The sequence below is a fragment of the Peribacillus sp. NPDC056705 genome (genome assembly GCF_043656335.1).
The window spans coordinates 138,249-160,262 of sequence record NZ_JBHTYI010000001.1; the positions used below are offsets into that span (position 1 = coordinate 138,249).

General features: G+C 42.2%; 22 protein-coding genes. 21 read left to right on the forward strand and 1 reads right to left on the reverse strand.

Annotation, left to right across the window (positions count from 1 at the left end):
* Positions 1-369 precede the first annotated feature (369 nt).
* Positions 370-1,977 (forward strand): CTP synthase, encoded by a 1,608-nt coding sequence (locus ACFRAK_RS00665; RefSeq protein ID WP_394571159.1) that lies wholly within the window; start codon positions 370-372, stop codon positions 1,975-1,977.
* A 52-nt stretch (positions 1,978-2,029) separates the two neighbouring features.
* Here ACFRAK_RS00665 and ACFRAK_RS00670 read toward each other — a convergent pair whose 3' ends face one another.
* Entirely contained in the window at positions 2,030-2,560 is a 531-nt protein-coding gene (locus ACFRAK_RS00670; RefSeq protein WP_387704427.1) for a DUF2529 domain-containing protein, read from the reverse strand.
* A gap of 315 nt (positions 2,561-2,875) precedes the next feature.
* Here ACFRAK_RS00670 and ACFRAK_RS00675 point away from each other — a divergent pair, with 315 nt between their 5' ends.
* From ACFRAK_RS00675 to wecB, 20 genes are all read left to right on the forward strand, one after another.
* Entirely contained in the window at positions 2,876-3,247 is a 372-nt protein-coding gene (locus ACFRAK_RS00675) for a response regulator (RefSeq protein ID WP_034315860.1), read from the forward strand.
* Between the two features lie 248 nt (positions 3,248-3,495).
* The gene (locus ACFRAK_RS00680; protein WP_260286901.1) at positions 3,496-4,353 is read left to right on the forward strand and encodes a class II fructose-bisphosphate aldolase; all 858 of its coding nucleotides are present in this window, start codon (positions 3,496-3,498) and stop codon (positions 4,351-4,353) included.
* A gap of 192 nt (positions 4,354-4,545) precedes the next feature.
* On the forward strand, positions 4,546-5,196 hold the full coding sequence (fsa, locus tag ACFRAK_RS00685; RefSeq protein ID WP_034315855.1) for a fructose-6-phosphate aldolase: 651 nt from the start codon (positions 4,546-4,548) through the stop codon (positions 5,194-5,196).
* Positions 5,197-5,404: 208 nt separating this feature from the next.
* The gene (locus ACFRAK_RS00690; RefSeq protein ID WP_387601383.1) at positions 5,405-6,688 is read left to right on the forward strand and encodes a UDP-N-acetylglucosamine 1-carboxyvinyltransferase; all 1,284 of its coding nucleotides are present in this window, start codon (positions 5,405-5,407) and stop codon (positions 6,686-6,688) included.
* A gap of 99 nt (positions 6,689-6,787) precedes the next feature.
* The gene (gene glpX, locus ACFRAK_RS00695) at positions 6,788-7,750 is read left to right on the forward strand and encodes a class II fructose-bisphosphatase (protein ID WP_192207266.1); all 963 of its coding nucleotides are present in this window, start codon (positions 6,788-6,790) and stop codon (positions 7,748-7,750) included.
* Between the two features lie 319 nt (positions 7,751-8,069).
* Positions 8,070-9,359, forward strand: a complete 1,290-nt coding sequence (rho, locus tag ACFRAK_RS00700; protein WP_228467574.1) for a transcription termination factor Rho — start codon at positions 8,070-8,072, stop codon at positions 9,357-9,359.
* Between the two features lie 149 nt (positions 9,360-9,508).
* Positions 9,509-9,709, forward strand: coding sequence for a 50S ribosomal protein L31 (rpmE, locus tag ACFRAK_RS00705; RefSeq protein WP_034315847.1), 201 nt, complete (start codon positions 9,509-9,511; stop codon positions 9,707-9,709).
* 138 nt (positions 9,710-9,847) lie between these two features.
* The gene (locus ACFRAK_RS00710; protein ID WP_034315845.1) at positions 9,848-10,453 is read left to right on the forward strand and encodes a thymidine kinase; all 606 of its coding nucleotides are present in this window, start codon (positions 9,848-9,850) and stop codon (positions 10,451-10,453) included.
* A gap of 202 nt (positions 10,454-10,655) precedes the next feature.
* Positions 10,656-11,111, forward strand: a complete 456-nt coding sequence (locus ACFRAK_RS00715; RefSeq protein WP_387601378.1) for a hypothetical protein — start codon at positions 10,656-10,658, stop codon at positions 11,109-11,111.
* A 159-nt stretch (positions 11,112-11,270) separates the two neighbouring features.
* A complete protein-coding gene (gene prfA / locus ACFRAK_RS00720; RefSeq protein WP_387704431.1) occupies positions 11,271-12,341 on the forward strand; it encodes a peptide chain release factor 1 in 1,071 nt (356 codons plus the stop codon).
* Positions 12,334-13,203 (forward strand): peptide chain release factor N(5)-glutamine methyltransferase, encoded by an 870-nt coding sequence (gene prmC, locus ACFRAK_RS00725; protein ID WP_387704433.1) that lies wholly within the window; start codon positions 12,334-12,336, stop codon positions 13,201-13,203. The genes prfA and prmC overlap by 8 nt, the downstream gene beginning before the upstream one ends.
* A gap of 150 nt (positions 13,204-13,353) precedes the next feature.
* Complete coding sequence (spoIIR, locus tag ACFRAK_RS00730) at positions 13,354-14,286, forward strand: stage II sporulation protein R (protein ID WP_387704435.1); 933 nt, start codon at positions 13,354-13,356, stop codon at positions 14,284-14,286.
* 289 nt (positions 14,287-14,575) lie between these two features.
* Positions 14,576-15,625 carry an L-threonylcarbamoyladenylate synthase gene (locus ACFRAK_RS00735; protein WP_387601367.1) on the forward strand — a complete coding sequence of 350 codons (1,050 nt, stop codon included), beginning with the start codon at positions 14,576-14,578 and terminating at the stop codon, positions 15,623-15,625.
* 74 nt (positions 15,626-15,699) lie between these two features.
* Complete coding sequence (locus ACFRAK_RS00740) at positions 15,700-16,266, forward strand: manganese efflux pump MntP (RefSeq protein WP_387601364.1); 567 nt, start codon at positions 15,700-15,702, stop codon at positions 16,264-16,266.
* A 144-nt stretch (positions 16,267-16,410) separates the two neighbouring features.
* The gene (locus ACFRAK_RS00745) at positions 16,411-16,854 is read left to right on the forward strand and encodes a low molecular weight protein arginine phosphatase (protein ID WP_387601361.1); all 444 of its coding nucleotides are present in this window, start codon (positions 16,411-16,413) and stop codon (positions 16,852-16,854) included.
* A gap of 378 nt (positions 16,855-17,232) precedes the next feature.
* Positions 17,233-17,679 (forward strand): ribose 5-phosphate isomerase B, encoded by a 447-nt coding sequence (gene rpiB / locus ACFRAK_RS00750; protein WP_394571160.1) that lies wholly within the window; start codon positions 17,233-17,235, stop codon positions 17,677-17,679.
* 70 nt (positions 17,680-17,749) lie between these two features.
* Positions 17,750-18,343, forward strand: coding sequence for a TIGR01440 family protein (locus tag ACFRAK_RS00755; protein WP_394571161.1), 594 nt, complete (start codon positions 17,750-17,752; stop codon positions 18,341-18,343).
* Between the two features lie 370 nt (positions 18,344-18,713).
* The gene (locus ACFRAK_RS00760; protein WP_394571162.1) at positions 18,714-19,955 is read left to right on the forward strand and encodes a serine hydroxymethyltransferase; all 1,242 of its coding nucleotides are present in this window, start codon (positions 18,714-18,716) and stop codon (positions 19,953-19,955) included.
* 234 nt (positions 19,956-20,189) lie between these two features.
* The gene (gene upp, locus ACFRAK_RS00765; RefSeq protein WP_034315825.1) at positions 20,190-20,819 is read left to right on the forward strand and encodes a uracil phosphoribosyltransferase; all 630 of its coding nucleotides are present in this window, start codon (positions 20,190-20,192) and stop codon (positions 20,817-20,819) included.
* Positions 20,820-20,842: 23 nt separating this feature from the next.
* Positions 20,843-21,985 (forward strand): non-hydrolyzing UDP-N-acetylglucosamine 2-epimerase, encoded by a 1,143-nt coding sequence (wecB, locus tag ACFRAK_RS00770; protein WP_394571163.1) that lies wholly within the window; start codon positions 20,843-20,845, stop codon positions 21,983-21,985.
* Positions 21,986-22,014: the final 29 nt, after the last annotated feature.

The following is a 22,014-nucleotide window of genomic DNA, read 5'->3' on the forward strand; positions in this document are numbered from 1 at the left end:
TTTGGGCTCCTTAAAAAAGGACACAATGATTAAATTATATCGCTCCCTTACTTTTATTGTAAGCGGAGCGTTTTTGTTTTTAATGATGGAATGAATAAATGACATCATTTTTTTATTTTTAAAAATGATTTCTCGTAGAATTGTAAAAACTATAGAGAACATTATTATGTTTACGTCATTTAAGGAAATTTATTCTTGTTCATGTATCCTGCATGACTCTCACTAAAGACCTTTAAGTGATTAATGGTTTGTACTGGTTTACGGTTTTTTAGCTTTTAACCGCCCATGTGGCGGAAGATTCGATTCAGGTTCCGATTCAATGATGTGAAGAACAGAATTGGAAGAAAACATTCTATAGGAGGATATAAGATGACAAAATATATTTTTGTGACAGGTGGAGTAGTTTCTTCCTTGGGAAAAGGGATAACGGCCGCTTCTTTAGGTAGATTATTAAAAAATAGGGGATTGAATGTTACGATCCAGAAGTTTGACCCTTATATTAACTTGGATCCTGGTACGATGAGTCCATATCAACATGGTGAAGTGTTTGTAACGGATGATGGTGCTGAAACGGATTTGGATTTGGGACACTATGAGCGTTTCATTGATATCAACCTTGGTAAACACAGTAATGTGACTACAGGAAGGATTTATTCAACCGTCCTGAGGAAAGAACGCCGTGGCGATTATCTAGGTGGAACGGTTCAAGTCATTCCCCATATCACGAATGAAATTAAAGAACGCGTTTTCCGTTCTGGCAATGAAACGAATGCTGATATAGTCATCACTGAAATTGGCGGTACTGTAGGGGATATCGAGTCTCTTCCATTCCTTGAAGCGATTCGCCAAATCAAGAGTGATATCGGCATCAATAATGTTATGTATATCCATTGTACACTGGTTCCTTACATCAAAGCAGCTGGTGAAATGAAAACAAAACCGACACAGCATAGTGTAAAAGAATTACGCAGTCTTGGCATTCAGCCAAATATCATCGTTGCACGTACAGAAAGCCCGATTTCACAAGATATGAAGGATAAAATCGCTTTATTCTGCGATATCGATAAAAAATCCGTTATCGAATGTCTAGATGCGGATACACTTTACTCCATCCCTCTTGCGCTCCAAGCACAAAATATGGACCAAATCGTTTGTGACCACTTGCAATTGGACTGTGGCGAAGCGGATATGGAAGATTGGAAGGAACTAGTCAAAAAGGTGACTTCTTTATCGAAGAAAACGAAAATCGCCTTAGTCGGAAAATATGTTGAATTACAAGATGCTTATCTTTCTGTAGTGGAAGCACTTAAGCATGCTGGTTACGCATTTGATGCAGATGTTGAAATCAATTGGGTGAATTCCGAAGACGTAACGAAAGAAAATGTTGCTGAACTTCTTCAAGATGCAGATGGAATCCTTGTCCCTGGCGGATTTGGAGATCGTGGAATTGAAGGTAAAATTGCAGCGACCGAATTTGCCCGCACGACAAAGAAACCATTCTTCGGAATATGCTTAGGCATGCAGTTGGCGTCCATCGAGTATGCACGCAACGTCCTGGGATTGCCAGAAGCGCATTCAGCTGAAATTAAGGAAGATACTCCAGATCCAATCATCGATCTTCTTCCTGAGCAGAAGGATGTAGAAGATTTGGGCGGAACACTGCGTCTTGGTCTGTATCCATGTAAGCTTATTGAAGGAACTAAAGCATACGAAGCGTACAACGACGAGGTCGTTTATGAACGCCACCGTCACCGTTATGAATTCAATAACCACTACCGTCAAGCTATGGAAGAGGCAGGATTCGTGTTCTCCGGTACAAGTCCAGATGGTCGTCTAGTTGAAATCATTGAACTAAAAGATCATCCTTGGTTTGTGGCTTCTCAATTCCATCCGGAATTCACGTCACGTCCTAACCGTCCGCAGCCGCTATTCCGTGACTTTGTCGGTATGTCATTAAAGTACGGCAAAAATCTTTAATAAATAAAAAAACAGCCCATGTGGCTGTTTTTTTGTGTTTAGGATGAAGATATCATTCTTCATCTTCATATTCTCTTATGATTTCTTCAAGAGTGAATTTAATCCCATAATAAGCGAAAAGAGCGGCAATGAGGGTAGGGTACCCATATCGGCTTCCAGTTTCATCGGGAATCAATCCCCGTTGGATGCGTAGATCAATATGAACGTCAGCCAACTCCAAAAGAGAATCTTCTTCAGAAGGAACGGATGTAGAAACTGCAACAAATGGTATATCTTTTTCCTTGAGTTGTTTTGCCAGCATCAATGCTTCAGAATCGTCCGAATGGCGGCTGAATATAAGAAATCGATCTTCCCTGGAAATGGTTTCCCCTAATTCATATCTTTTTGCCTTGGGAAAGGGTTCTGCCCCATTTAAGGCCTCGGCAGTGACGCCCTGCATTTCACCAAAACCATGAATGAACACAGAACCGTCCCCAACCGCAGCCTGAGCAAGCAAGCGTCCGGCATCCTCCATTTCAAATGCCTCATTTTCAATCATTTTTTTAAATAAACCGCTTATCTGTGTCGAGAAAATTTTTAACATGATCAGGGACTCCTTTAAAAAATAATATACTTATTATAATGGACTTTCCTTTGCATTGACAGGTTTCAGGGTTATTGACCCGGAAGGGGTGAATTTACTAAATCGGTCGAAAAAACAAAAAAATTGAAATTCCTTTTAGCCATAAAGCAGGAATTTTGTTACAATTATCGAATATGAACATAGAAATCATGATGGAATATATGCGTTGGACCTCAAGTGATTTAACGCAATCTATGTAACTACCCTTTTTCGGGTATTATGGCCGAATAGGCAAATATATTTTATTGATGAATCGGGAAGGGGAGAGGTGATAAAATGCCAGGGAAAATATTGATTGTTGATGATCAATTCGGGATTCGTATTTTATTGAACGAGGTTTTACATAAAGAAGGGTATGAAACATTTCAAGCGGCTAATGGCATTCAAGCATTGGAAGTTCTAAATAATCATTCACCTGATCTGGTATTGCTGGATATGAAGATTCCGGGAATGGATGGCATTGAGATCTTGAAAAGGATGAAAGTCGTCGATCCGGACATCCGGGTTATCATCATGACGGCATATGGTGAACTTGATATGATTCAGGAAGCAAAGGATTTAGGGGCAATGACACACTTTGCAAAGCCGTTTGATATTGATGATATTAGAAAGGCCGTTCGAGAATACTTACCGATTCAATCAAGTTAACGGTCTTGAAAATTTTATATTATTGACGGGGAAATTGCCGCGGCTATCTTTTTTTAGATGGGCCGTGTTTTTTTGGAATAAAATTTGAGGCATGGAATAGTGCTAATTGTTGCTGTTTTTTTGATGTATTGATATCCTAAAAGAGGAGAGATATTCTGATTTATAAGCGTATGCTACTTTGGTTTTAGGGAATATCTAGAAAGAATTAACTTTAAAAATCATAACATCCACTACTAGGAGGAAATCAAATGCCTTTAGTTTCTATGAAAGATATGCTTAATAAAGCTCTTGATGAAAAATATGCAGTAGGTCAATTCAATATCAATAATCTTGAATGGACTCAAGCTATTTTAGCCGCTGCAGAACAAGAAAAATCTCCAGTCATCCTTGGTGTTTCCGAAGGTGCTGCCCGTCACATGGGTGGTTTTAAAACGACTGTCATGATGGTTCAAGGATTGTTGGAAGACATGAAAATCACTGTTCCTGTGGCGATTCACCTTGACCATGGTTCAAGTTTTGATAAATGTAAGGAAGCCATCGAAGCCGGATTCACTTCAGTAATGATCGATGCTTCACATCATCCGATCGATGAAAATATCGAAACAACCAAGAAGGTTGTCGAATTCGCTCACGCACGGAATGTTTCGGTTGAAGCGGAAGTGGGCACGGTTGGCGGACAAGAAGATGATGTAATCGCTGATGGAGTCGTATATGCAGACCCTCAAGAATGTGAACAGTTAGTTAAAGAAACGAATGTCGACTGTTTTGCTCCAGCTTTGGGATCCGTTCACGGACCATACAAAGGTGAACCTAACCTAGGCTATAAAGAAATGGAAGAAGTACGTGATTTAACGAAGAAACCTCTTGTTCTTCATGGCGGTACAGGCATACCTACGAAAGATATCCAAAAAGCCATTTCACTTGGAACATCAAAAATCAATGTGAATACGGAAAATCAAATTGTGTTCACAAAAGCGGTTCGTGAAATTTTGAATAACGATTCTGAAGTGTACGATCCACGTAAATACATGGTACCTGGCCGTGAAGCCATTAAAGAAACTGTCATCGGCAAAATACGTGAATTCGGTTCAAACGGCAAAGCATAATTTATAAACGTAACATAAGGGTTCCATCCCCTTAAATGTAAGATGATGATAAAGGCAATATTCCCATTGGGGGGGCTCCCCCCTAATGGTTTCTTTTAGATGCAGGGCTGAATCCGGGCTCCATTTTTAGAACAATTAGAATTCAGAGGCATATAGGGAAATAAAAAATCGATTACATACGGAGGATATTTTATGAAATTCTTTATAGATACAGCAAACATGGAAGAAATCAAACAAGCGCACGAACTTGGCGTTTTAGCAGGCGTTACGACTAACCCGTCCCTTGTTGCAAGAGAAAAGGGAGTTTCTTTCCATGACCGGCTAAAAGAAATCACAAGCCTTGTTAAGGAGTCCGTTTCTGCTGAAGTCATTGCGCTTGATTTTGAAGGAATGATGGCTGAAGCCAAGGAACTCGTTGCCATTGCACCTAATATCACGATTAAAGTGCCAATGACCCCAGATGGCTTGAAGGCTGTTTCAGCACTTACAAAACAAGGTGTCAAAACGAATGTCACGCTTATTTTCAGTGCCAACCAAGCTTTATTGGCAGCTAGGGCAGGAGCAACTTATGTATCGCCATTTTTAGGACGCTTGGACGACATTGGCCAAAATGGACTTGATTTAATTTCGGATATTGCCGACATATTTGCAATCCATGATATCAATGCTGAGATCATTGCAGCTTCCATCCGCCATCCAATGCATATTACAGAAGCGGCTCTTAAAGGGGCACATATTGCAACGATCCCTTATAAAGTTTTAATGCAATTATTCCACCACCCATTAACGGATAAAGGGATTGAAGCCTTCTTGAACGATTGGAATTCACGTACTGAAGCATAATGCCTTGCCGCTAAGTCGCTATAGATTGCACCTTTTTAATAAAATTAACATAAATTAGAAATTTTTATCTTTTTTTTACATGAATTTTCTACTTTTGTGTAAACTAAAGAACTAGATAGTAAATGTTGTCGGATTATGCAATTTTCCTGTGGTAAAATATTACTTTTGAAAGTAGCTTCTAAGTGCTTAGCGTGGAAGGGAGTTTATTATGGAAAAACTTAAAATTGCCGGTGGCTATCCTTTAAAGGGAAGCATTCGTGTCAGCGGAGCAAAAAATAGTGCGGTTGCCCTTATTCCGGCAACAATTTTAGCGGACTCTCCCGTAACGATTGAAGGCCTGCCTGATATCTCGGATGTACAGATGCTGAAAGCATTAATGGAGGAAATTGGCGGTGAGGTATCCTTTGATGAAGGAGAAATGACAGTCAATCCAAGCAGGATGATTTCAATGCCTCTCCCCAATGGAAGGGTCAAGAAGTTACGTGCCTCTTATTATTTGATGGGGGCAATGCTTGGTAAATTCAAAAAGGCAGTGATTGGCTTGCCTGGAGGCTGCCATTTAGGACCCCGTCCGATAGATCAGCATATTAAGGGGTTCGAAGCACTAGGCGCTCAAGTGACGAATGAACAAGGAGCCATTTACCTTAGGGCGGACGAGCTCCGGGGAGCACGCATATATTTGGATGTCGTTAGTGTAGGGGCAACGATCAACATCATGCTTGCCGCCGTTTTGGCCAAAGGCCGCACAGTGATTGAAAATGCCGCGAAAGAACCGGAAATCATTGATGTTGCCACACTGTTGACCAATATGGGAGCGAAAATAAAGGGTGCAGGAACGGATATCATTCGTATTGATGGTGTGGAAAGTTTGCATGGGTGCAAGCATACGATCATACCGGATCGGATTGAGGCCGGTACTTTCATGATTTTAGCCGCTGCTGTTGGTGAAGGGATTCTGATTGATAATGTCATTCCCCAGCATCTGGAGTCATTGACTGCCAAATTGAGGGAAATGGGGATTAATATTGAAGCGGGTGATGACCAGATATTTGTCTCACCGGGAGAAAAATATAAAGCCGTTGATATCAAGACATTGGTTTACCCTGGATTCCCAACAGATCTTCAGCAACCTTTCACTTCCCTCTTAACAAAAGCAAGCGGTTCTAGCATGGTGACCGATACGATATACGGTGCACGGTTTAAACATATTGATGAACTGCGACGCATGAATGCGAAGATCAAAGTCGAGGGCAGAGCAGGCATCGTCGATGGTCCTGTCCAACTTCATGGGGCAAAAGTGAAGGCAAGCGATTTACGTGCCGGAGCAGCTCTTGTAATCGCTGGTTTAATGGCTGAGGGGATTACGGAAGTGACTGGGCTTGAACATATAGATCGCGGATATAGCCATCTTGTTGAAAAACTTTCAGGTTTGGGAGCGACGATTTGGCGTGAAGAAATGACGAAAGAAGAAGTGGAGCAGCTTAAAAGCTGATCCCTTTTCTTGTTACCTCATTGTGTTACTATATATGATATAATGTGTTATACTAATATATAAATAAATCATGCTAGTGTACATGAGGGGGAACCGGAAATGGAAAGAAGTTTATCGATGGAGCTTGTCCGCGTAACAGAGGCGGCGGCACTGAATTCAGCTCGTTGGATGGGAAGAGGAAAGAAAGACGAAGCAGATGATGCAGCAACAACTGCAATGCGGGATGTTTTCAATACTATTCCCATGCAAGGAACGGTTGTAATCGGTGAAGGGGAAATGGATGAAGCGCCAATGCTTTATATTGGTGAAAAACTTGGTACTGGTCTTGGGCCGCTAGTGGATGTTGCTGTTGATCCTTTGGAAGGAACGAACATCGTTGCATCTGGCGGCTGGAATGCATTGGCTGTATTGGCGATAGCCGATAAGGGGAACTTGCTTCATGCCCCGGATATGTATATGGATAAAATAGCTGTCGGACCCGAGGCTGTTGGCCAGATTGATATCAATGCTTCCGTATTGGACAACCTGAAAGCGGTAGCCAAGGCAAAGAATAAAGATATCGAAGACGTGGTTGCAACAGTATTGAACCGTGATCGTCATTCGAAGATCATTCATGAACTTCGTGAGGCGGGGGCACGTATCAAGTTGATCAACGATGGAGATGTAGCTGGAGCCATAAATACGGCCTTCGATCTTACCGGTGTTGATATCTTATTCGGTTCTGGCGGAGCTCCGGAGGGAGTTATTGCAGCCGTTGCCTTGAAATGCCTTGGAGGGGAAATTCAGGGTAAGCTTGTTCCTCATAGCGATGAAGAAGTGGAGCGCTGTGGAAAAATGGGCCTTGATTTAGGAAAAGTCCTCAGAATGGAAGACCTTGTTCGCGGAGATGACGCAATTTTTGCTGCAACAGGTGTGACTGATGGAGAACTTCTACGCGGTGTACAATTTAAAGGACATTACGGTGAAACTCAATCCGTGGTCATGCGTGCTAAATCCGGTACCGTTCGATTCATTGATGGGCGTCACAGTCTTAAGATTAAACCGAATGGCTTGATTGACTGATAGCATATTTTAGAAAAATCACTTTTAAAAAGCGAGCGGTTTCAGCGCTCGCTTTCTCTTTAAAAAAATTTAAGTTGAATAATTAAAATAAAAAAAGTAAAATAAAGCTTGGTCTACTATTAATAAATTGAAAATCTGCCCTTTCACTCCAAACTTCAAGAAGCCTTCAAATAATTTTCTTCTTTACATGTAAAAATGTATCATCCTTTCTAAGAAAACTCTGGTCGGGTACATGGATTGCGGTTTTTCTTCCATCTAACAAACCATTTCTTTTTCAGTATGGGTGAAAACGTTTAATTAATAAAAGTGTGGTGTCATAATGAATTTAACTATTTCTAATTTAGAAAACATGAAACTAAAGGATCTATATGAGCACGCGCGTGAATATAAAGTTTCCTATTACAGCAAACTTTCAAAAAAGGAACTTATATTCGCTATCCTGAAAGCGCAAGCTGAGCAGGATGGTCTCCTATTCATGGAGGGCGTTTTAGAGATCATACCTTCAGAGGGCTTCGGTTTCCTGCGTCCAATTAATTATTCTCCAAGCTCGGAGGATATTTATATTTCTGCTTCACAGATCCGCAGGTTCGATTTGCGAAATGGAGATAAAGTGTCCGGTAAGGTAAGGCCTCCAAAAGAAAACGAGCGCTATTATGGATTGCTGCATGTCGAAGCAGTCAATGGCGATAATCCGGAATCGGCTAAAGAGCGTGTCCACTTCCCGGGTTTAACGCCGCTGTATCCAAACAGGCAAATTAAACTGGAAACGACACCGAAGAACTTATCGACCAGGATCATGGATGTGCTGGCACCGGTCGGTTTTGGGCAGCGTGGTCTGATTGTCGCACCGCCAAAAGCCGGTAAAACGATGCTTATCAAGGAAATTGCCAATGCGATAACCACAAACCATCCCGAATCGGAATTGATTGTGCTGTTGATCGATGAACGCCCGGAAGAAGTGACGGACATTGAACGTTCCGTCGCAGGAGACGTGGTAAGTTCAACTTTCGATGAAGTGCCGGAAAACCATATCAAGGTGGCTGAGCTGGTATTGGAACGAGCCATGCGCCTTGTGGAGCATAAACGGGATGTCATCATATTAATGGACAGCATCACCCGGCTTGCCCGTGCATACAACCTTGTCATTCCGCCGAGCGGGCGTACACTATCAGGGGGTATTGACCCTGCTGCATTCCACCGTCCAAAACGCTTTTTCGGTGCGGCGAGGAATATCGAGGAAGGCGGCAGCCTTACGATCCTTGCTACAGCATTGGTAGATACGGGTTCAAGAATGGACGATGTCATTTATGAAGAATTTAAAGGTACGGGCAATATGGAGCTGCATTTAGATCGTGCACTTGCCGAAAGACGCATCTTCCCGGCAATCGATATTCGTCGCTCGGGCACTCGTAAAGAAGAATTGTTAATTCCGAAGGATCGCCTGGATAAACTATGGGCCATTAGGAAAACGATGTCAGATTCGCCTGATTTCTCGGAGAAATTCCTTCGCCGTCTAAAACAGACAAAGGGTAATGAAGAATTTTTCAGTAAGCTGGATGAAGAGATGACAGAAATGAAAAAGGGGCCAGCGAGCGTAAAACGTTCTTAAACCCTGTAAGAAACAAACAGTTGCACAACTAGTCTTAAGTTGTTATAATGAGTTCATGTGTTTTTACAATAAATGTGAGGGTGCTATTCCCTCAACTTGAAGTATATAACTCTGTTTCGAATGATTCAGGGCATAAGGAGCTGAAAAGAATGAAAACTGGAATTCATCCAAATTATAAGCTTTCAAAAGTAATTTGCTCTTGCGGAAACACTTTTGAAACTGGTTCAGTTAAAGAAGAGATCAAAGTTGAGACTTGTTCAGAATGCCACCCATTCTATACTGGTCGTCAAAAATTCGCTGAAGCTGGCGGACGTGTTGATCGTTTCAACAAAAAATACGGTATTAAATAAGCCGGACTTTTTAAAAAACAGGCAAGTATTTTTCTTGCCTGTTTTTTCTTTTCCATAAACAAGTAAGAATTTATATAAAGCCGGGTCGACTTCAATTATGGTCAAGGGATCGACAGGTGGAAGGGAGTAGCTGTTTCCATGTATGTAATGAAACAAACAGGCTGGATCGAGCTTATTTGCGGAAGCATGTTTTCAGGTAAATCTGAGGAATTGATTAAACGAGTCAGCCGTGCTCAATTTGCTAAAGAGCAAATAGCTGTATTTAAACCAGCTATTGATAATCGCTATGCGGAAGAGGCTGTCGTATCACATAATGGCTCGTCTGTGATGGCAAAACCGATTGCCCATTCAACGGATATTTTTAAGTATTTGGACAAGCCCCTGGATATCATTGCAATAGATGAAGTGCAATTTTTTGATCATGAAATCATCGGGGTTGCCCAGCATCTTGCGGACAGCGGTTATCGAGTGATCATGGCTGGACTCGATCAAGATTTCAGAGGTGAGCCATTCGGTCCTATGCCTGTTCTATTATCGCTTGCAGAATCGGTGACTAAGCTGCAGGCTGTGTGTGAAGTGTGCGGATCGCCTGCGAGCAGGACACAGCGATTGATAGATGGGGAGCCGGCCTCCTATGATGAGCCGATCATCCTTGTGGGTGCATCGGAATCATACGAGCCCCGCTGCCGCCATCATCACGAAGTTCCGGGTAAGCAGGCTGTTGGGATTAAAGAACATATTTGAATGATGGTGCCCTATGATCCACTGAGATCGTAGGGTATCTTTTTTATGAAGAAATGGTTGGGAAGAATTATAAGGGGCGGAAAAACTGCTGGAGGTTGCATGACCAATACATGGAAGGGAAATAAAAGATAAATATTGCCCCATTTTGGGCAGGCTAACGGGGAAATGTTCTTCTTAACCAGTCAAAATGGAGGGAAAAAATATGAAATCGAAACTGCTTATTATGACGGCCTTTCTGCTTGCTGTACTAACGGCATGCGGCCAGAATGACAATGCAATAAATAATGATTCGGAATATGGGGATCAATCCCGTGATGGCAGGGATTTTGTTGGCAAGGGTTTAAATCAGGTATCCAATAAGGATTGGGACAATGAAACGGAACGGCCATCAGATCAGGTCCTCAACACCCCTCATCATACATCCAATAATTCTCCATCCATGGGGCAGCAAATTGATAAAATCCGCGAAGTCATCGAATCGGAAACTAATTATGAGGCGGGCTCCGTTTGGTTTAATGGAAATACCATACATGTTACAGTCCATGATAAAGGCAAAATCAAGACGGAAAAAGAAAGAAATGAGGAATTGCAGCGAATACAAGGCATGATAAACAGGGTTGTGCCACAATATAATTTAGATGTCAAATTAGAGAAATAACGACATTTTTGAATCCTCTTTGACGTTGATTATTCACCTATACTATAATTAACCTAGAAGTGAACTGAGCTGGGGCACTAAGTACGTATTTATAGTTAGAAAAGATGGATTACTTCCAATTCGTTTCAGATGTTTTGGAAAATTTATGAGGTGAATAATTTGTTTGATCGTTTACAAGCAGTAGAAGATAGATATGAAAGATTGAATGAACTATTGAGTGACCCGGAGATCATTAATGACTCTAAGAAGCTAAGGGAATATTCTAAGGAGCAATCCAGCATTCAAGAGACCGCATCGACTTATAAGGAATATAAAGCGGTTCGTGAGCAACTCCAGGAAGCGAAAGCTATGATGGAGGAGAAACTTGATGCGGAAATGCGTGAAATGGTAAAAGAAGAGATCAATGAACTTGATGAGACCATACAAGGCCTTGAGGGTAAACTGAAAATATTGCTTATTCCGAAGGACCCTAACGATGATAAAAACGTGATCATGGAGATTCGCGGAGCGGCAGGCGGAGATGAGGCAGCCTTATTTGCGGGTAGTCTATACCGAATGTATAGCCGTTTTGCCGAGGTGCAAGGTTGGCGGACCGAAGTCATTGAAGCCAGTCCTACAGGGCTTGGCGGCTACAAGGAAATCATATTCATGATTAATGGCAATGGTGCTTATTCAAAATTGAAGTTCGAAAATGGAGCGCATCGCGTTCAGCGGGTACCTGAAACTGAATCAGGCGGACGGATTCATACATCTACAGCCACGGTTGCCGTTTTACCTGAAGCTGAGGAAGTGGAAGTTGAAATCCATGATAAGGATATTCGTGTCGATACCTTTGCATCAAGTGGTCCTGGAGGGCAAAGTGTCAATACGACAATGTCGGCGGTGCGCTTGACTCATATTCCGACTAATACGGTTGTATCCTGTCAAGATGAAAAATCACAAATCAAGAACAAAGAAAAAGCAATGAAGGTTTTGCGTGCCAGGGTGTACGATAAAATCCATCGCGAAGTACAGGCGGAATATGATCAAAATAGGAAGCTTGCCGTTGGAACGGGCGATCGATCCGAAAGGATTCGCACTTATAACTTCCCGCAAAACCGAGTTACCGACCACCGTATTGGTTTAACGATTCAAAAACTGGATCAAATCATGGAAGGTAAACTGGATGAAGTCGTTGATGCATTAATCATGGAAGACCAATCTTCAAGGCTGGAAAATGCAGATGAGTAACTCTGCCGTGAAAGTGTTCGGAGCCCTTAAATGGGCTTCTTCTTTTTTAAAGGAAAATGATCGTGATGCCAATGCTGGGGAAATCCTGTTACAGCACTTTTTAAAACAAACTCGCTCCCAAATGCTGGCCAACCTTCATGATGAGCTTAGTGAAGCGGTTTTTGGGCAATTTAAGGCCGCTATTGAGCTGCATGCTGAGGGAACGCCCATCCAATATATTATCGGCCATGAAGAATTTTATGGACGGACCTTCTTTGTGAATGAAGAAGTGCTCATTCCGAGACCTGAAACAGAAGAATTGATTTATTATGCTTTACGTAAAATCCCAGCCATTTTTATGGAGGGACAGAAGCTTTGTTTAGCTGATATTGGGACCGGCAGCGGCGCAATCGCCATAACGATGAAACTTGAAAAATCAAACTTATTGGTGACGGCCACGGACATAGCGGAACCATCGCTTGAGGTGGCGCGGAAAAATGCCGAATTGCTTGGTGCCGAAGTGGAGTTCATGCAAGGTGATTTGCTTTTGCCTTTCATAAACAAAAAACAGAAGGTGGACGTCCTTTTATCGAATCCGCCATATATACCAGATGATGATCATGAATCCATGTCAGTAGTCGTGACAGGTCATGAACCGCATCGTGCATTATTTGCCGGTATCGATGGGCTGGATTTTTACCGCCGCTTTATGGAGCAGTTACCTCTGATCATGAAGGTGCCTGGGCTGATCGGTTTTGAAGTGGGCACTGGACAGGGTGAGGCGGTTGCCGATTTATTGAAGCGAGCCTTTCCTGCTGCAGAAGTATCCATTACAAATGACATTAATGAAAAAGATCGAATGGTCTTCGCTGTATTAAAGTGATCCGTCTTCCTATGTGAGACGGATTTTTTTATGGAAACCACCCTTATTATCCTTTGGAATCTATATTTCCAGCTATCAATTTTTTTATTTTTTACTAGTTTAAGATAGCTGGAAAATGGTGAGACTAATTCATGTGAGGGGGCGAAGGCGATGAAAACTAAACATTTAGCCATTATTTATCTATTAATCTTAACTATAGGAACAATCGTAAGTATATATATGCCTAAAGCGGAGATGGTCGGTGCAGAAGATACGAAGGTGATCCCGGATGAGGCGATTCGTCTGAGGATACTTGCTAATAGTGATGCAGAAAAGGATCAAGCGGTTAAACGGCTGATTAGGGATGAGGTAAATGAAGATATCACAAAGTGGGTCGAGGAACTTACTTCTTTGGATGAAGCGAGGGATGTGATCACCTCGCATCTGCCGGATATCCAAGCGACGGCTGAGGCAGTTATAAAGGAACAGGGTATGGAGCAGTCAGTTAAAGTGGATTTTGGACAAGCGGAATTTCCGACAAAACTCTACGGGCAGTATTTATATCCGGCAGGGGATTATGAAGCGGTGATTATCACGCTTGGGGAAGGGGAAGGCGCAAATTGGTGGTGTGTTCTATTTCCCCCATTATGTTTCCTGGATTTTTCAAATGGGACGGCTGTAAGCCAAAGTCCGATTGTCGAGGATGAGGGTGAAGGATCGTTGAATTCGGAAGGGAAGGCGCATGCTGCAACAAATGAAGAGGGTGAGCCCGTTGCAGCGGAAGAAGTTGAAGAAGAAGTGCTGGTTGAAAAGGAAAAAGGGCCCGAGGAAGTGGTTGAAGAAAAGGTAGTCGAGGGGAGCGTAAAAGAAGTATCGGAAGGAACGCTAAAAGAAAACGATACAGAGCCGGGAGTAAAGGAAGAAGTGACAGAAGTAAAAGACAAGGAACAAGTGACGAAAAAAGCCATTGATGGGAATGTTGAAGAAAACCAGGTTGAACTTGCGGCATCCGATAAACAAGGTCAACAATTATATGAAGGGGAAAGGGAGCCTGAGGTGGAAGTGAAGTCCCTGTTTGCAGAAATCTTCAATGATCTATTTTAAAAAGGGGGCAGCTGCCCTCTTTTTTTAAAATCAGATAATTTCGTAAACATATCCACAGGGTTATTAACAAAAAATCAAAAAAGTCTGTCATTAATCATTAATATCCACAAACTTATCCACGGATTCGATGTGGTTATCCCCAATTTGTGGATAACACTTGAATTATGTGAATACTTCTTTTATACTTTCAAAGTATCTTAAAGTGAATTTATTACAATAATTTGAGAATATCGTTCATATAAAAGCAATTATATAAAATAAGAAACGTTAAAAGGCGATGGTGTTCAAGATGAAAACGAAAATTTGGTCAGTGGATAAAAATGTGGATAATTTACAAAGTTATCCCCAGATTACAAAATCAGCTGAATTATTAAGGGCAAATCAAGTGGTGGCTTTTCCTACAGAGACCGTTTATGGACTGGGGGCGAATGCCAAAAATGACGAGGCGGTCAAAAAAGTGTTTGAAGCGAAGGGGCGTCCGAGTGATAATCCTTTGATCGTTCACATAGCCTCCGATGACCAGTTGTCAGGTATTGTAGAAGAGATTCCGGAACAGGCCAAGAAGCTGATGGCGGAATTTTGGCCTGGTCCTTTGACTTTGATCATGAAAAGAAAACCGGGCCAGTTATCAAACCTTGTGACAGCTGGATTGGACACGGTGGCTGTCAGGATGCCAGATCATCAGGTTGCCCTAGGCCTTATTCGTGCAAGTGATTTGCCCATTGCGGCACCAAGTGCAAATACTTCCGGGAAACCAAGCCCCACTTCAGCGAAACATGTTGAAGATGACTTGATGGGCCGGATTGCAGGCATAGTCGATGGCGGGACTACGGGTGTGGGCTTAGAATCCACAGTACTTGACTGCACTGTGGAAGTACCTGTTATTTTAAGGCCAGGCGGGGTGACCCTGGAACAGCTGGAAGCGGTAATAGGGGAAGTCAGGCAAGATGTCGCATTGAAGAATCAGGAAACGGCGCCAAAAGCCCCGGGCATGAAGTATACCCACTATGCTCCGAAGGCCCCTCTATATTTAGTCAAGGGTAATCAAGCTTTCCTTCAGAAGCTTGTGGATGCAAAAAGAACTGACGGGTTAAAGGTGGGCATCATAACGGCTTACGAACATCAACAGGATTATAAGGCGGATTATGTGGTTGTCCCAGGTTCATTAGCGGATTTACATACTGTTGCAACAGGCTTATATGATGCTTTAAGACAGTTTGACGAGCTGGAGGTCGATGTCATTTTTAGTGAAATGTTTCCTGACCATGGAATAGGAGCGGCGGTCATGAACCGGCTTGAGAAGGCTGCAGGTCATCAAATCATCAAGGAATATGTGTAATAAGAACTGATTTATCCTTCTATTTCTTTTCGGACATGCATAACATGTAGTAGGCACGTCCGAGGGGGATTTGAATGAATACATTTGCTGGAGAAATCATCACCTTATTGCTAATGGCATTCGCGCTGGGAATGGATGCCTTTTCAGTTGGCCTTGGAATGGGAATGTTTAAGCTAAGGTTGAGGCAAATATTGTTTATAGGGCTGATAGTTGGCATTTTTCATATTTGGATGCCCTTGCTTGGAATGGGGGCAGGCCGTTTCATTTCAGAAAAATTCGGGACCTTTGCTACATACGCCGGCGGTCTGTTGCTGATCATTCTTGGTATACAGATGTTTATCCCTGGTAAAAAGGATGGAGCCGGTGCCAGGGAAAATAAGATGCTGGCTCCTGTCGGGAAAGGTCTATTCATTTTTGCTTTAGGGGTAAGCCTGGATAGCTTCTCGGTAGGATTGACACTGGGAATTTACGGTGCAAAAACGATTTTAACCGTTCTTTGTTTTGGGTTTGCCGCCACCCTATTAACGTGGGCAGGCCTTTTACTGGGTAGAAAAATGCAGGGCTTGCTTGGCGTGTATAGTGAGATTCTTGGCGGAAGCATCCTGTGTGCGTTTGGATTGAAATTATTGTTCGCTTTTTGATCCGCTTGAATTCATATCGTTCCTTCCTCAACTGTTCCAATTACTGGAGCGGTTTTTTATTTTACTTCGGACATAATGAGAGTGATTTTTTTGACTATAATAAACGGGCGATAGCTTATAATAAATAAAAAAGGAGGCGTTAAAATGATCCGAGTATTATTTGTATGTACAGGTAACACGTGCAGAAGCCCGATGGCAGAAGCGATATTGAAACATAAGAATATTGCGGGTGTTGAAGTGAAGTCCGCAGGCGTGTATGCTTCATCAGGCCAGGATGCTTCGCTGCATGCTAAAAATGTATTGGTTGAAAATGACATAGTGCATAATCATCATTCAACGCCCTTATCCGAGAAGGAAATGGAATGGGCGACTCATATTTTCACCATGACGGAAGGGCATAAATCTGTCATTACCCATGCATACCCCCAAATGATCGATAAGACTTTTACTTTAAAAGAATTCGTTATTGAGGATAAATATGATAGAGATATAATAGATCCGTTTGGCGGTTCTGAAGGCATTTACCGGGAAACGTTCAGGGAGCTGCAGGAATTAATAGAAGAATTGGTCAAAAGGCTTAAAGAATGAAAGGGTACATAATGTGGTCGCTGCAGTAAAAGATATTACTAAGCTTGTTGACCGTCTATGCAAAGTGTAAGATTAAGGCAGTCCCAAGAAGTGGCTGCCATTGCAGAATAAGCATCTGCTGGAGCGGAAGAAGTGACGGTCAGGACAAGCGAATATGTTCTAGTCAAGGAAAATGTCGAAAAATCGGCAATGGAAATTTTAAAGTGAAAGCGGAAAAGGGTTAACAGGACCATTACCCGCTTTCACACTTGACATTTTACTGCAGGAGGCCCGAGTTGGTTTCCTGCTTCTTTGCGGGGAAAAAGGATGGACATCCTTTATCTTTTCATAATTTTGTGACACAATAAAATTAAATGAAAAAGCTAGAGGAGGATTATGATGAAAGTTGCGATTGCTTCGGATCATGGTGGTATACATATCCGTGAAGAAATAAAGACTTTATTGAATGAGTTACAGATTCCATTTGAGGATTTTGGCTGTGAATGCAGTACGTCGGTGGATTATCCTGATTATGCCTTGCCGGTTGCTGAAAAAGTGGCACGGGGTGAGTTCGATAGGGGCATTTTAATCTGTGGAACAGGAATTGGAATGAGCATTGCTGCCAATAAAGTCAAAGGAATACGATGTGCATTGGTTCATGATGTCTATAGTGCGAAATTGACCCGTCAGCATAATGATACCAATATGTTAGCGATGGGGGAACGTGTCATTGGCCCGGGTCTTGCCAGGGAAATTGCCCAAACATGGCTGACTTCGGAATTTGAAGGCGGGCGTCATCAAAACAGGATTGGTAAGATTGCGGAGTATGAAGGTAAACATAGCTAATTTCCATGATTTTTTGGAGAGAACCCTTTTCTACCGATAGCAAGTTTTCTTATTGAAAGGATGCGTTTTCATGACAATTGATGCTACATCTTCAAATGAGCTTGAGATATGGGAAAACCAGTTTCGGGAACTTTTACATGAGTTTCAAGAACAGACAGCTTTAAAAGAGAAACAGCTACTGGTGATCGGCTGCAGTACAAGTGAAGTGATCGGGAAAAGGATCGGTACTGAAGGTACGCTCGATGTTGCAGGGATGATTTTTTCCGTAGTTAGGGATTTTCAAGGAAAAACGGGTGTTCAGGTTGCCTATCAATGTTGTGAACATCTAAACAGGGCCTTGGTTTTACAAAGGGAAACCGCGGTTCGATATGATTATGAAGAAGTTTCGGTTGTACCTGTAAGAACAGCTGGGGGATCGATGGCGACGTATGCCTATCAGCAATGGAAAGATGCTGTCGTTGTCGAGCATATTAAAGCGGATGCGGGGATTGACATTGGGGACACCTTCATTGGCATGCATCTGAAGCATGTGGCGGTTCCGATTCGCTCTGCCATTAAGGAAATAGGGCATGCACATGTGACCATGGCAAAAACACGTCCGAAACTGATTGGCGGGGAGCGGGCCGTTTATCAGGACTTTTCTGATAACAAGAGTTGTACTTAATGGGTAAGGGGGACAGCATTTCTCGGATGGGGGATGCTGTTTTTTAATTGAATGAGAGCGAAATTGTAAAGCCCAAGATAAGGTTTACAAAAAATCATTACTTTATAATGCTAATAGAATAGTGATTTTGCTTATGAAATATAGGGTGAAAGAGCTAATTAGCATAATTTTGATGTTAAATACGAACGTTATTAAAAGAAAAAACATTTAACGTTCGATAAAATTAGACTATCGCTTCTAAATTAGACATGTTAAAATGGAGTAGAATTTTCTAAAAACTATTGGTAAGGCTTTTTCATGCTTTTTTGAAGGCATGTTGCACATAAATACTAAAAAGCGAATCACGCACAATTTGAGGAGGAATTACGGAATGAATCGTTTAGCAAAGCAAGATGAGCAAGTGTTTAACGCAATTCAACTGGAATTAGGGCGTCAAAGAAGTAAAATTGAGCTTATTGCTTCTGAAAACTTCGTGAGTGAAGCTGTCATGGAAGCACAAGGATCGGTCTTGACTAATAAGTATGCAGAAGGATACCCTGGAAAACGTTACTATGGCGGATGTGAGTATGTAGACATCGTTGAAGATCTAGCACGTGAGCGTGCGAAAGAAATTTTCGGAGGGGAGTATGTGAACGTACAGCCCCACTCTGGAGCTCAAGCCAATATGGCCGTTTACTTTACTGTTCTTCAAACTGGAGACACAGTGCTTGGGATGAACCTTTCGCATGGAGGTCACTTAACACATGGAAGTCCAGTTAACTTCAGTGGCGTTAACTATAATTTTGTTGAATATGGTGTAGACGAAAAAGATCACCGTATCGATTACAATGATGTATTGGAAAAAGCGCGTCAGCACAAACCGAAATTGATCGTAGCGGGTGCAAGTGCATATCCGCGTGAAATTGATTTCAAGCGATTCCGTGAAATTGCAGATGAAGTCGGGGCTTATTTAATGGTCGATATGGCGCATATTGCAGGTTTGGTTGCGGCTGGATTACATCAAAGCCCGATTCCTTATGCTGACTTTGTAACGACAACCACTCATAAAACACTTCGCGGACCACGCGGAGGGATGATCATCTGTAAAGAAGAATTCGGTAAGAAAATCGATAAATCCATCTTCCCTGGAATTCAAGGCGGCCCGTTGATGCATGTAATATCCGCTAAGGCTGTTGCATTCGGCGAAGCGCTTCAAGATGAATTTAAAGTATATGCGCAAAAAATCATCGATAATGCTAAACGTTTGGGCGAAGGTTTGAAGAAAGAAGGGTTCACCCTTGTTTCTGATGGAACGGACAATCACTTGATTCTTCTTGATGTGCGCTCTACTGGATTAACGGGAAAAATCGCAGAACACGTTTTGGATGAAATCGGTATTACCGTGAACAAAAATGCGATTCCTTATGACCCGGAAAAACCATTCGTTACCAGCGGTATACGCATTGGGACTGCGGCGGTGACATCACGTGGCTTCGGATTGGAAGACATGGATGAAATAGCTGCAATCATCGGACTTGTTTTGAAAAATAATGAAGACACAGCTAAACTTGAAGAAGCAAAACAGCGTGTTGAATCATTAGCGAACAAATTTGAATTATACCCTTCATTGTAATATCGTAGCTGCTCCCTTTTAAAGGGAGCGGTTTTTTTGTATCTTATGTAAGGCTGGTGTTAGAAGAATCCGAATAGTGAAAATAGGTCTGACATCTAAACCTTTATTGAAGATTGAAACATTTTTCTGTAAAATAGGTTGAAGTGAATTTTAAAAGACACGAAAATTTTTCTATTCGATTAGGGAAATCATAAAAAAGCGCAAAACTAAGCAATGGAATTGGAGAGATGCTAAATGGGAAAAGTTTATGTTTTCGATCACCCGTTAATTCAACACAAATTAGCCTATATACGTGATATAAATACAGGAACAAAAGAATTCCGTGAACTAGTGGATGAAGTTGCATCATTGATGGCATTTGAAATCACGAGGGATATGCCACTTGAAGAGGTGGAAATCCAAACGCCTGTAAGCACAGCGAAAGTGAAAATGCTTTCTGGTAAAAAAGTGGGTATCGTCCCGATTTTACGTGCAGGCATAGGGATGGTGGACGGGATCATTAAGCTGATTCCTGCTGCAAAGGTTGGACATGTTGGACTTTACCGTGATCCTGAAACATTGAAACCGGTGGAGTATTATGCGAAAATGCCAAGCGATTTGGCAGAAAGGGAATGCATTGTCGTTGACCCGATGTTAGCCACTGGCGGATCAGCCATCGAAGCGATCCATTCCATTAAAAAGCGCGGTGCAGTCAATATTAAATTCATGTGTTTGATTGCAGCTCCAGAGGGTGTAGAGGCATTGAAAGAAGCCCATCCTGATGTTGATATTTATATTGCGGGTCTTGACGAAAAACTGAATGAACACGGGTATATCGTTCCAGGTCTTGGAGACGCGGGAGATCGTTTATTCGGCACAAAATAAGGAAAGAAACTGAGGTGTCACGAATGAATAAACCGATAAAAGTCATGACCATTTTCGGAACGAGACCAGAAGCTGTCAAAATGGCTCCCTTAGTACTCGAATTTCAAAAACACCCAGAATATTTCAAGCCGGTCGTTGCTGTTACGGCACAGCATCGGCAAATGTTAGATCAAGTTCTCGAACTATTTTCCATACAGCCGGACTATGACTTGGACATAATGAAGGAAAGGCAAACGCTTGCTGACATTACAACAAGAGCATTAAATGGTCTTGATTCAGTAATGAAGGAAGCTAAACCTGATATTGTTCTTGTACACGGTGATACAACCACGACGTTTGTCGCAAGTCTGGCAGCTTTTTATAATCAAATTGTCATTGGGCATGTTGAAGCGGGGCTGCGCACATGGAATAAGTATTCCCCTTATCCGGAAGAGATGAATCGGCAGCTTACTGGCACTATGGCAGATTTGCATTTTGCGCCGACATCGAAAGCGGAGGAGAATCTGCTTAACGAAAACAAGAAGGATAATATCTTCGTGACGGGGAATACGGCAACAGATGCTTTAAAAACTACTGTACGTTCCACGTATTCGCACCCGGTTTTAAATGGACTTGGAGAAGACAGGCTCATTTTGCTTACCGCCCATCGCAGGGAAAACCTTGGTGAACCCATGAGCAATATCTTTAGGGCCGTAAAGAGAATCATTGCTGAGCATGATGACGTTCAAGTGGTATATCCTGTCCATTTAAATCCGCTTGTTCAGGAATTGGCAAACGAAATTCTCGGGGACGATCCGCGGGTACATTTGATTGAACCGCTGGATGTATTGGATTTCCATAACTTCGCTTCAAGAGCCTATCTGATTTTGACTGATTCTGGAGGAATCCAGGAAGAGGCACCGTCACTGGGTGTACCTGTCCTAGTTTTAAGGGATACGACCGAACGTCCTGAGGGGATTGCTGCCGGAACCTTAAGATTGGCGGGTACTGATGAAAAAAACATATATAACTTGGCACATGAATTGCTCACAGATCAAGAGATGCACGAAAAAATGTCCAAAGCCTCCAATCCTTATGGGGATGGAAATGCTTCGGTCCGCATCGCTGAAGCCATCCGTTACTATTTTAAGCAAGCAGACATGCCGCCAGCTAGATTTGACTCATAAAAAAGGAAAAGCCATGCGCTTTTCCTTTT

Excerpts from the sequence above, each read along its gene's own strand:
- ACFRAK_RS00665 (WP_394571159.1), top strand. The coding sequence starts at position 370 with ATGACAAAATATATTTTTGTGACAGGTGGAGTAGTTTCTTCCTTGGGA.
- ACFRAK_RS00670 (WP_387704427.1), bottom strand. The coding sequence starts at position 2,560 with ATGTTAAAAATTTTCTCGACACAGATAAGCGGTTTATTTAAAAAAATG.
- ACFRAK_RS00675 (WP_034315860.1), top strand. The coding sequence starts at position 2,876 with ATGCCAGGGAAAATATTGATTGTTGATGATCAATTCGGGATTCGTATT.
- ACFRAK_RS00680 (WP_260286901.1), top strand. The coding sequence starts at position 3,496 with ATGCCTTTAGTTTCTATGAAAGATATGCTTAATAAAGCTCTTGATGAA.
- fsa (WP_034315855.1), top strand. The coding sequence starts at position 4,546 with ATGAAATTCTTTATAGATACAGCAAACATGGAAGAAATCAAACAAGCG.
- ACFRAK_RS00690 (WP_387601383.1), top strand. The coding sequence starts at position 5,405 with ATGGAAAAACTTAAAATTGCCGGTGGCTATCCTTTAAAGGGAAGCATT.
- glpX (WP_192207266.1), top strand. The coding sequence starts at position 6,788 with ATGGAAAGAAGTTTATCGATGGAGCTTGTCCGCGTAACAGAGGCGGCG.
- rho (WP_228467574.1), top strand. The coding sequence starts at position 8,070 with ATGAATTTAACTATTTCTAATTTAGAAAACATGAAACTAAAGGATCTA.
- rpmE (WP_034315847.1), top strand. The coding sequence starts at position 9,509 with ATGAAAACTGGAATTCATCCAAATTATAAGCTTTCAAAAGTAATTTGC.
- ACFRAK_RS00710 (WP_034315845.1), top strand. The coding sequence starts at position 9,848 with ATGTATGTAATGAAACAAACAGGCTGGATCGAGCTTATTTGCGGAAGC.
- ACFRAK_RS00715 (WP_387601378.1), top strand. The coding sequence starts at position 10,656 with ATGAAATCGAAACTGCTTATTATGACGGCCTTTCTGCTTGCTGTACTA.
- prmC (WP_387704433.1), top strand. The coding sequence starts at position 12,334 with ATGAGTAACTCTGCCGTGAAAGTGTTCGGAGCCCTTAAATGGGCTTCT.
- spoIIR (WP_387704435.1), top strand. The coding sequence starts at position 13,354 with ATGAAAACTAAACATTTAGCCATTATTTATCTATTAATCTTAACTATA.
- ACFRAK_RS00735 (WP_387601367.1), top strand. The coding sequence starts at position 14,576 with ATGAAAACGAAAATTTGGTCAGTGGATAAAAATGTGGATAATTTACAA.
- ACFRAK_RS00740 (WP_387601364.1), top strand. The coding sequence starts at position 15,700 with ATGAATACATTTGCTGGAGAAATCATCACCTTATTGCTAATGGCATTC.
- ACFRAK_RS00745 (WP_387601361.1), top strand. The coding sequence starts at position 16,411 with ATGATCCGAGTATTATTTGTATGTACAGGTAACACGTGCAGAAGCCCG.
- rpiB (WP_394571160.1), top strand. The coding sequence starts at position 17,233 with ATGAAAGTTGCGATTGCTTCGGATCATGGTGGTATACATATCCGTGAA.
- ACFRAK_RS00755 (WP_394571161.1), top strand. The coding sequence starts at position 17,750 with ATGACAATTGATGCTACATCTTCAAATGAGCTTGAGATATGGGAAAAC.
- ACFRAK_RS00760 (WP_394571162.1), top strand. The coding sequence starts at position 18,714 with ATGAATCGTTTAGCAAAGCAAGATGAGCAAGTGTTTAACGCAATTCAA.
- upp (WP_034315825.1), top strand. The coding sequence starts at position 20,190 with ATGGGAAAAGTTTATGTTTTCGATCACCCGTTAATTCAACACAAATTA.
- wecB (WP_394571163.1), top strand. The coding sequence starts at position 20,843 with ATGAATAAACCGATAAAAGTCATGACCATTTTCGGAACGAGACCAGAA.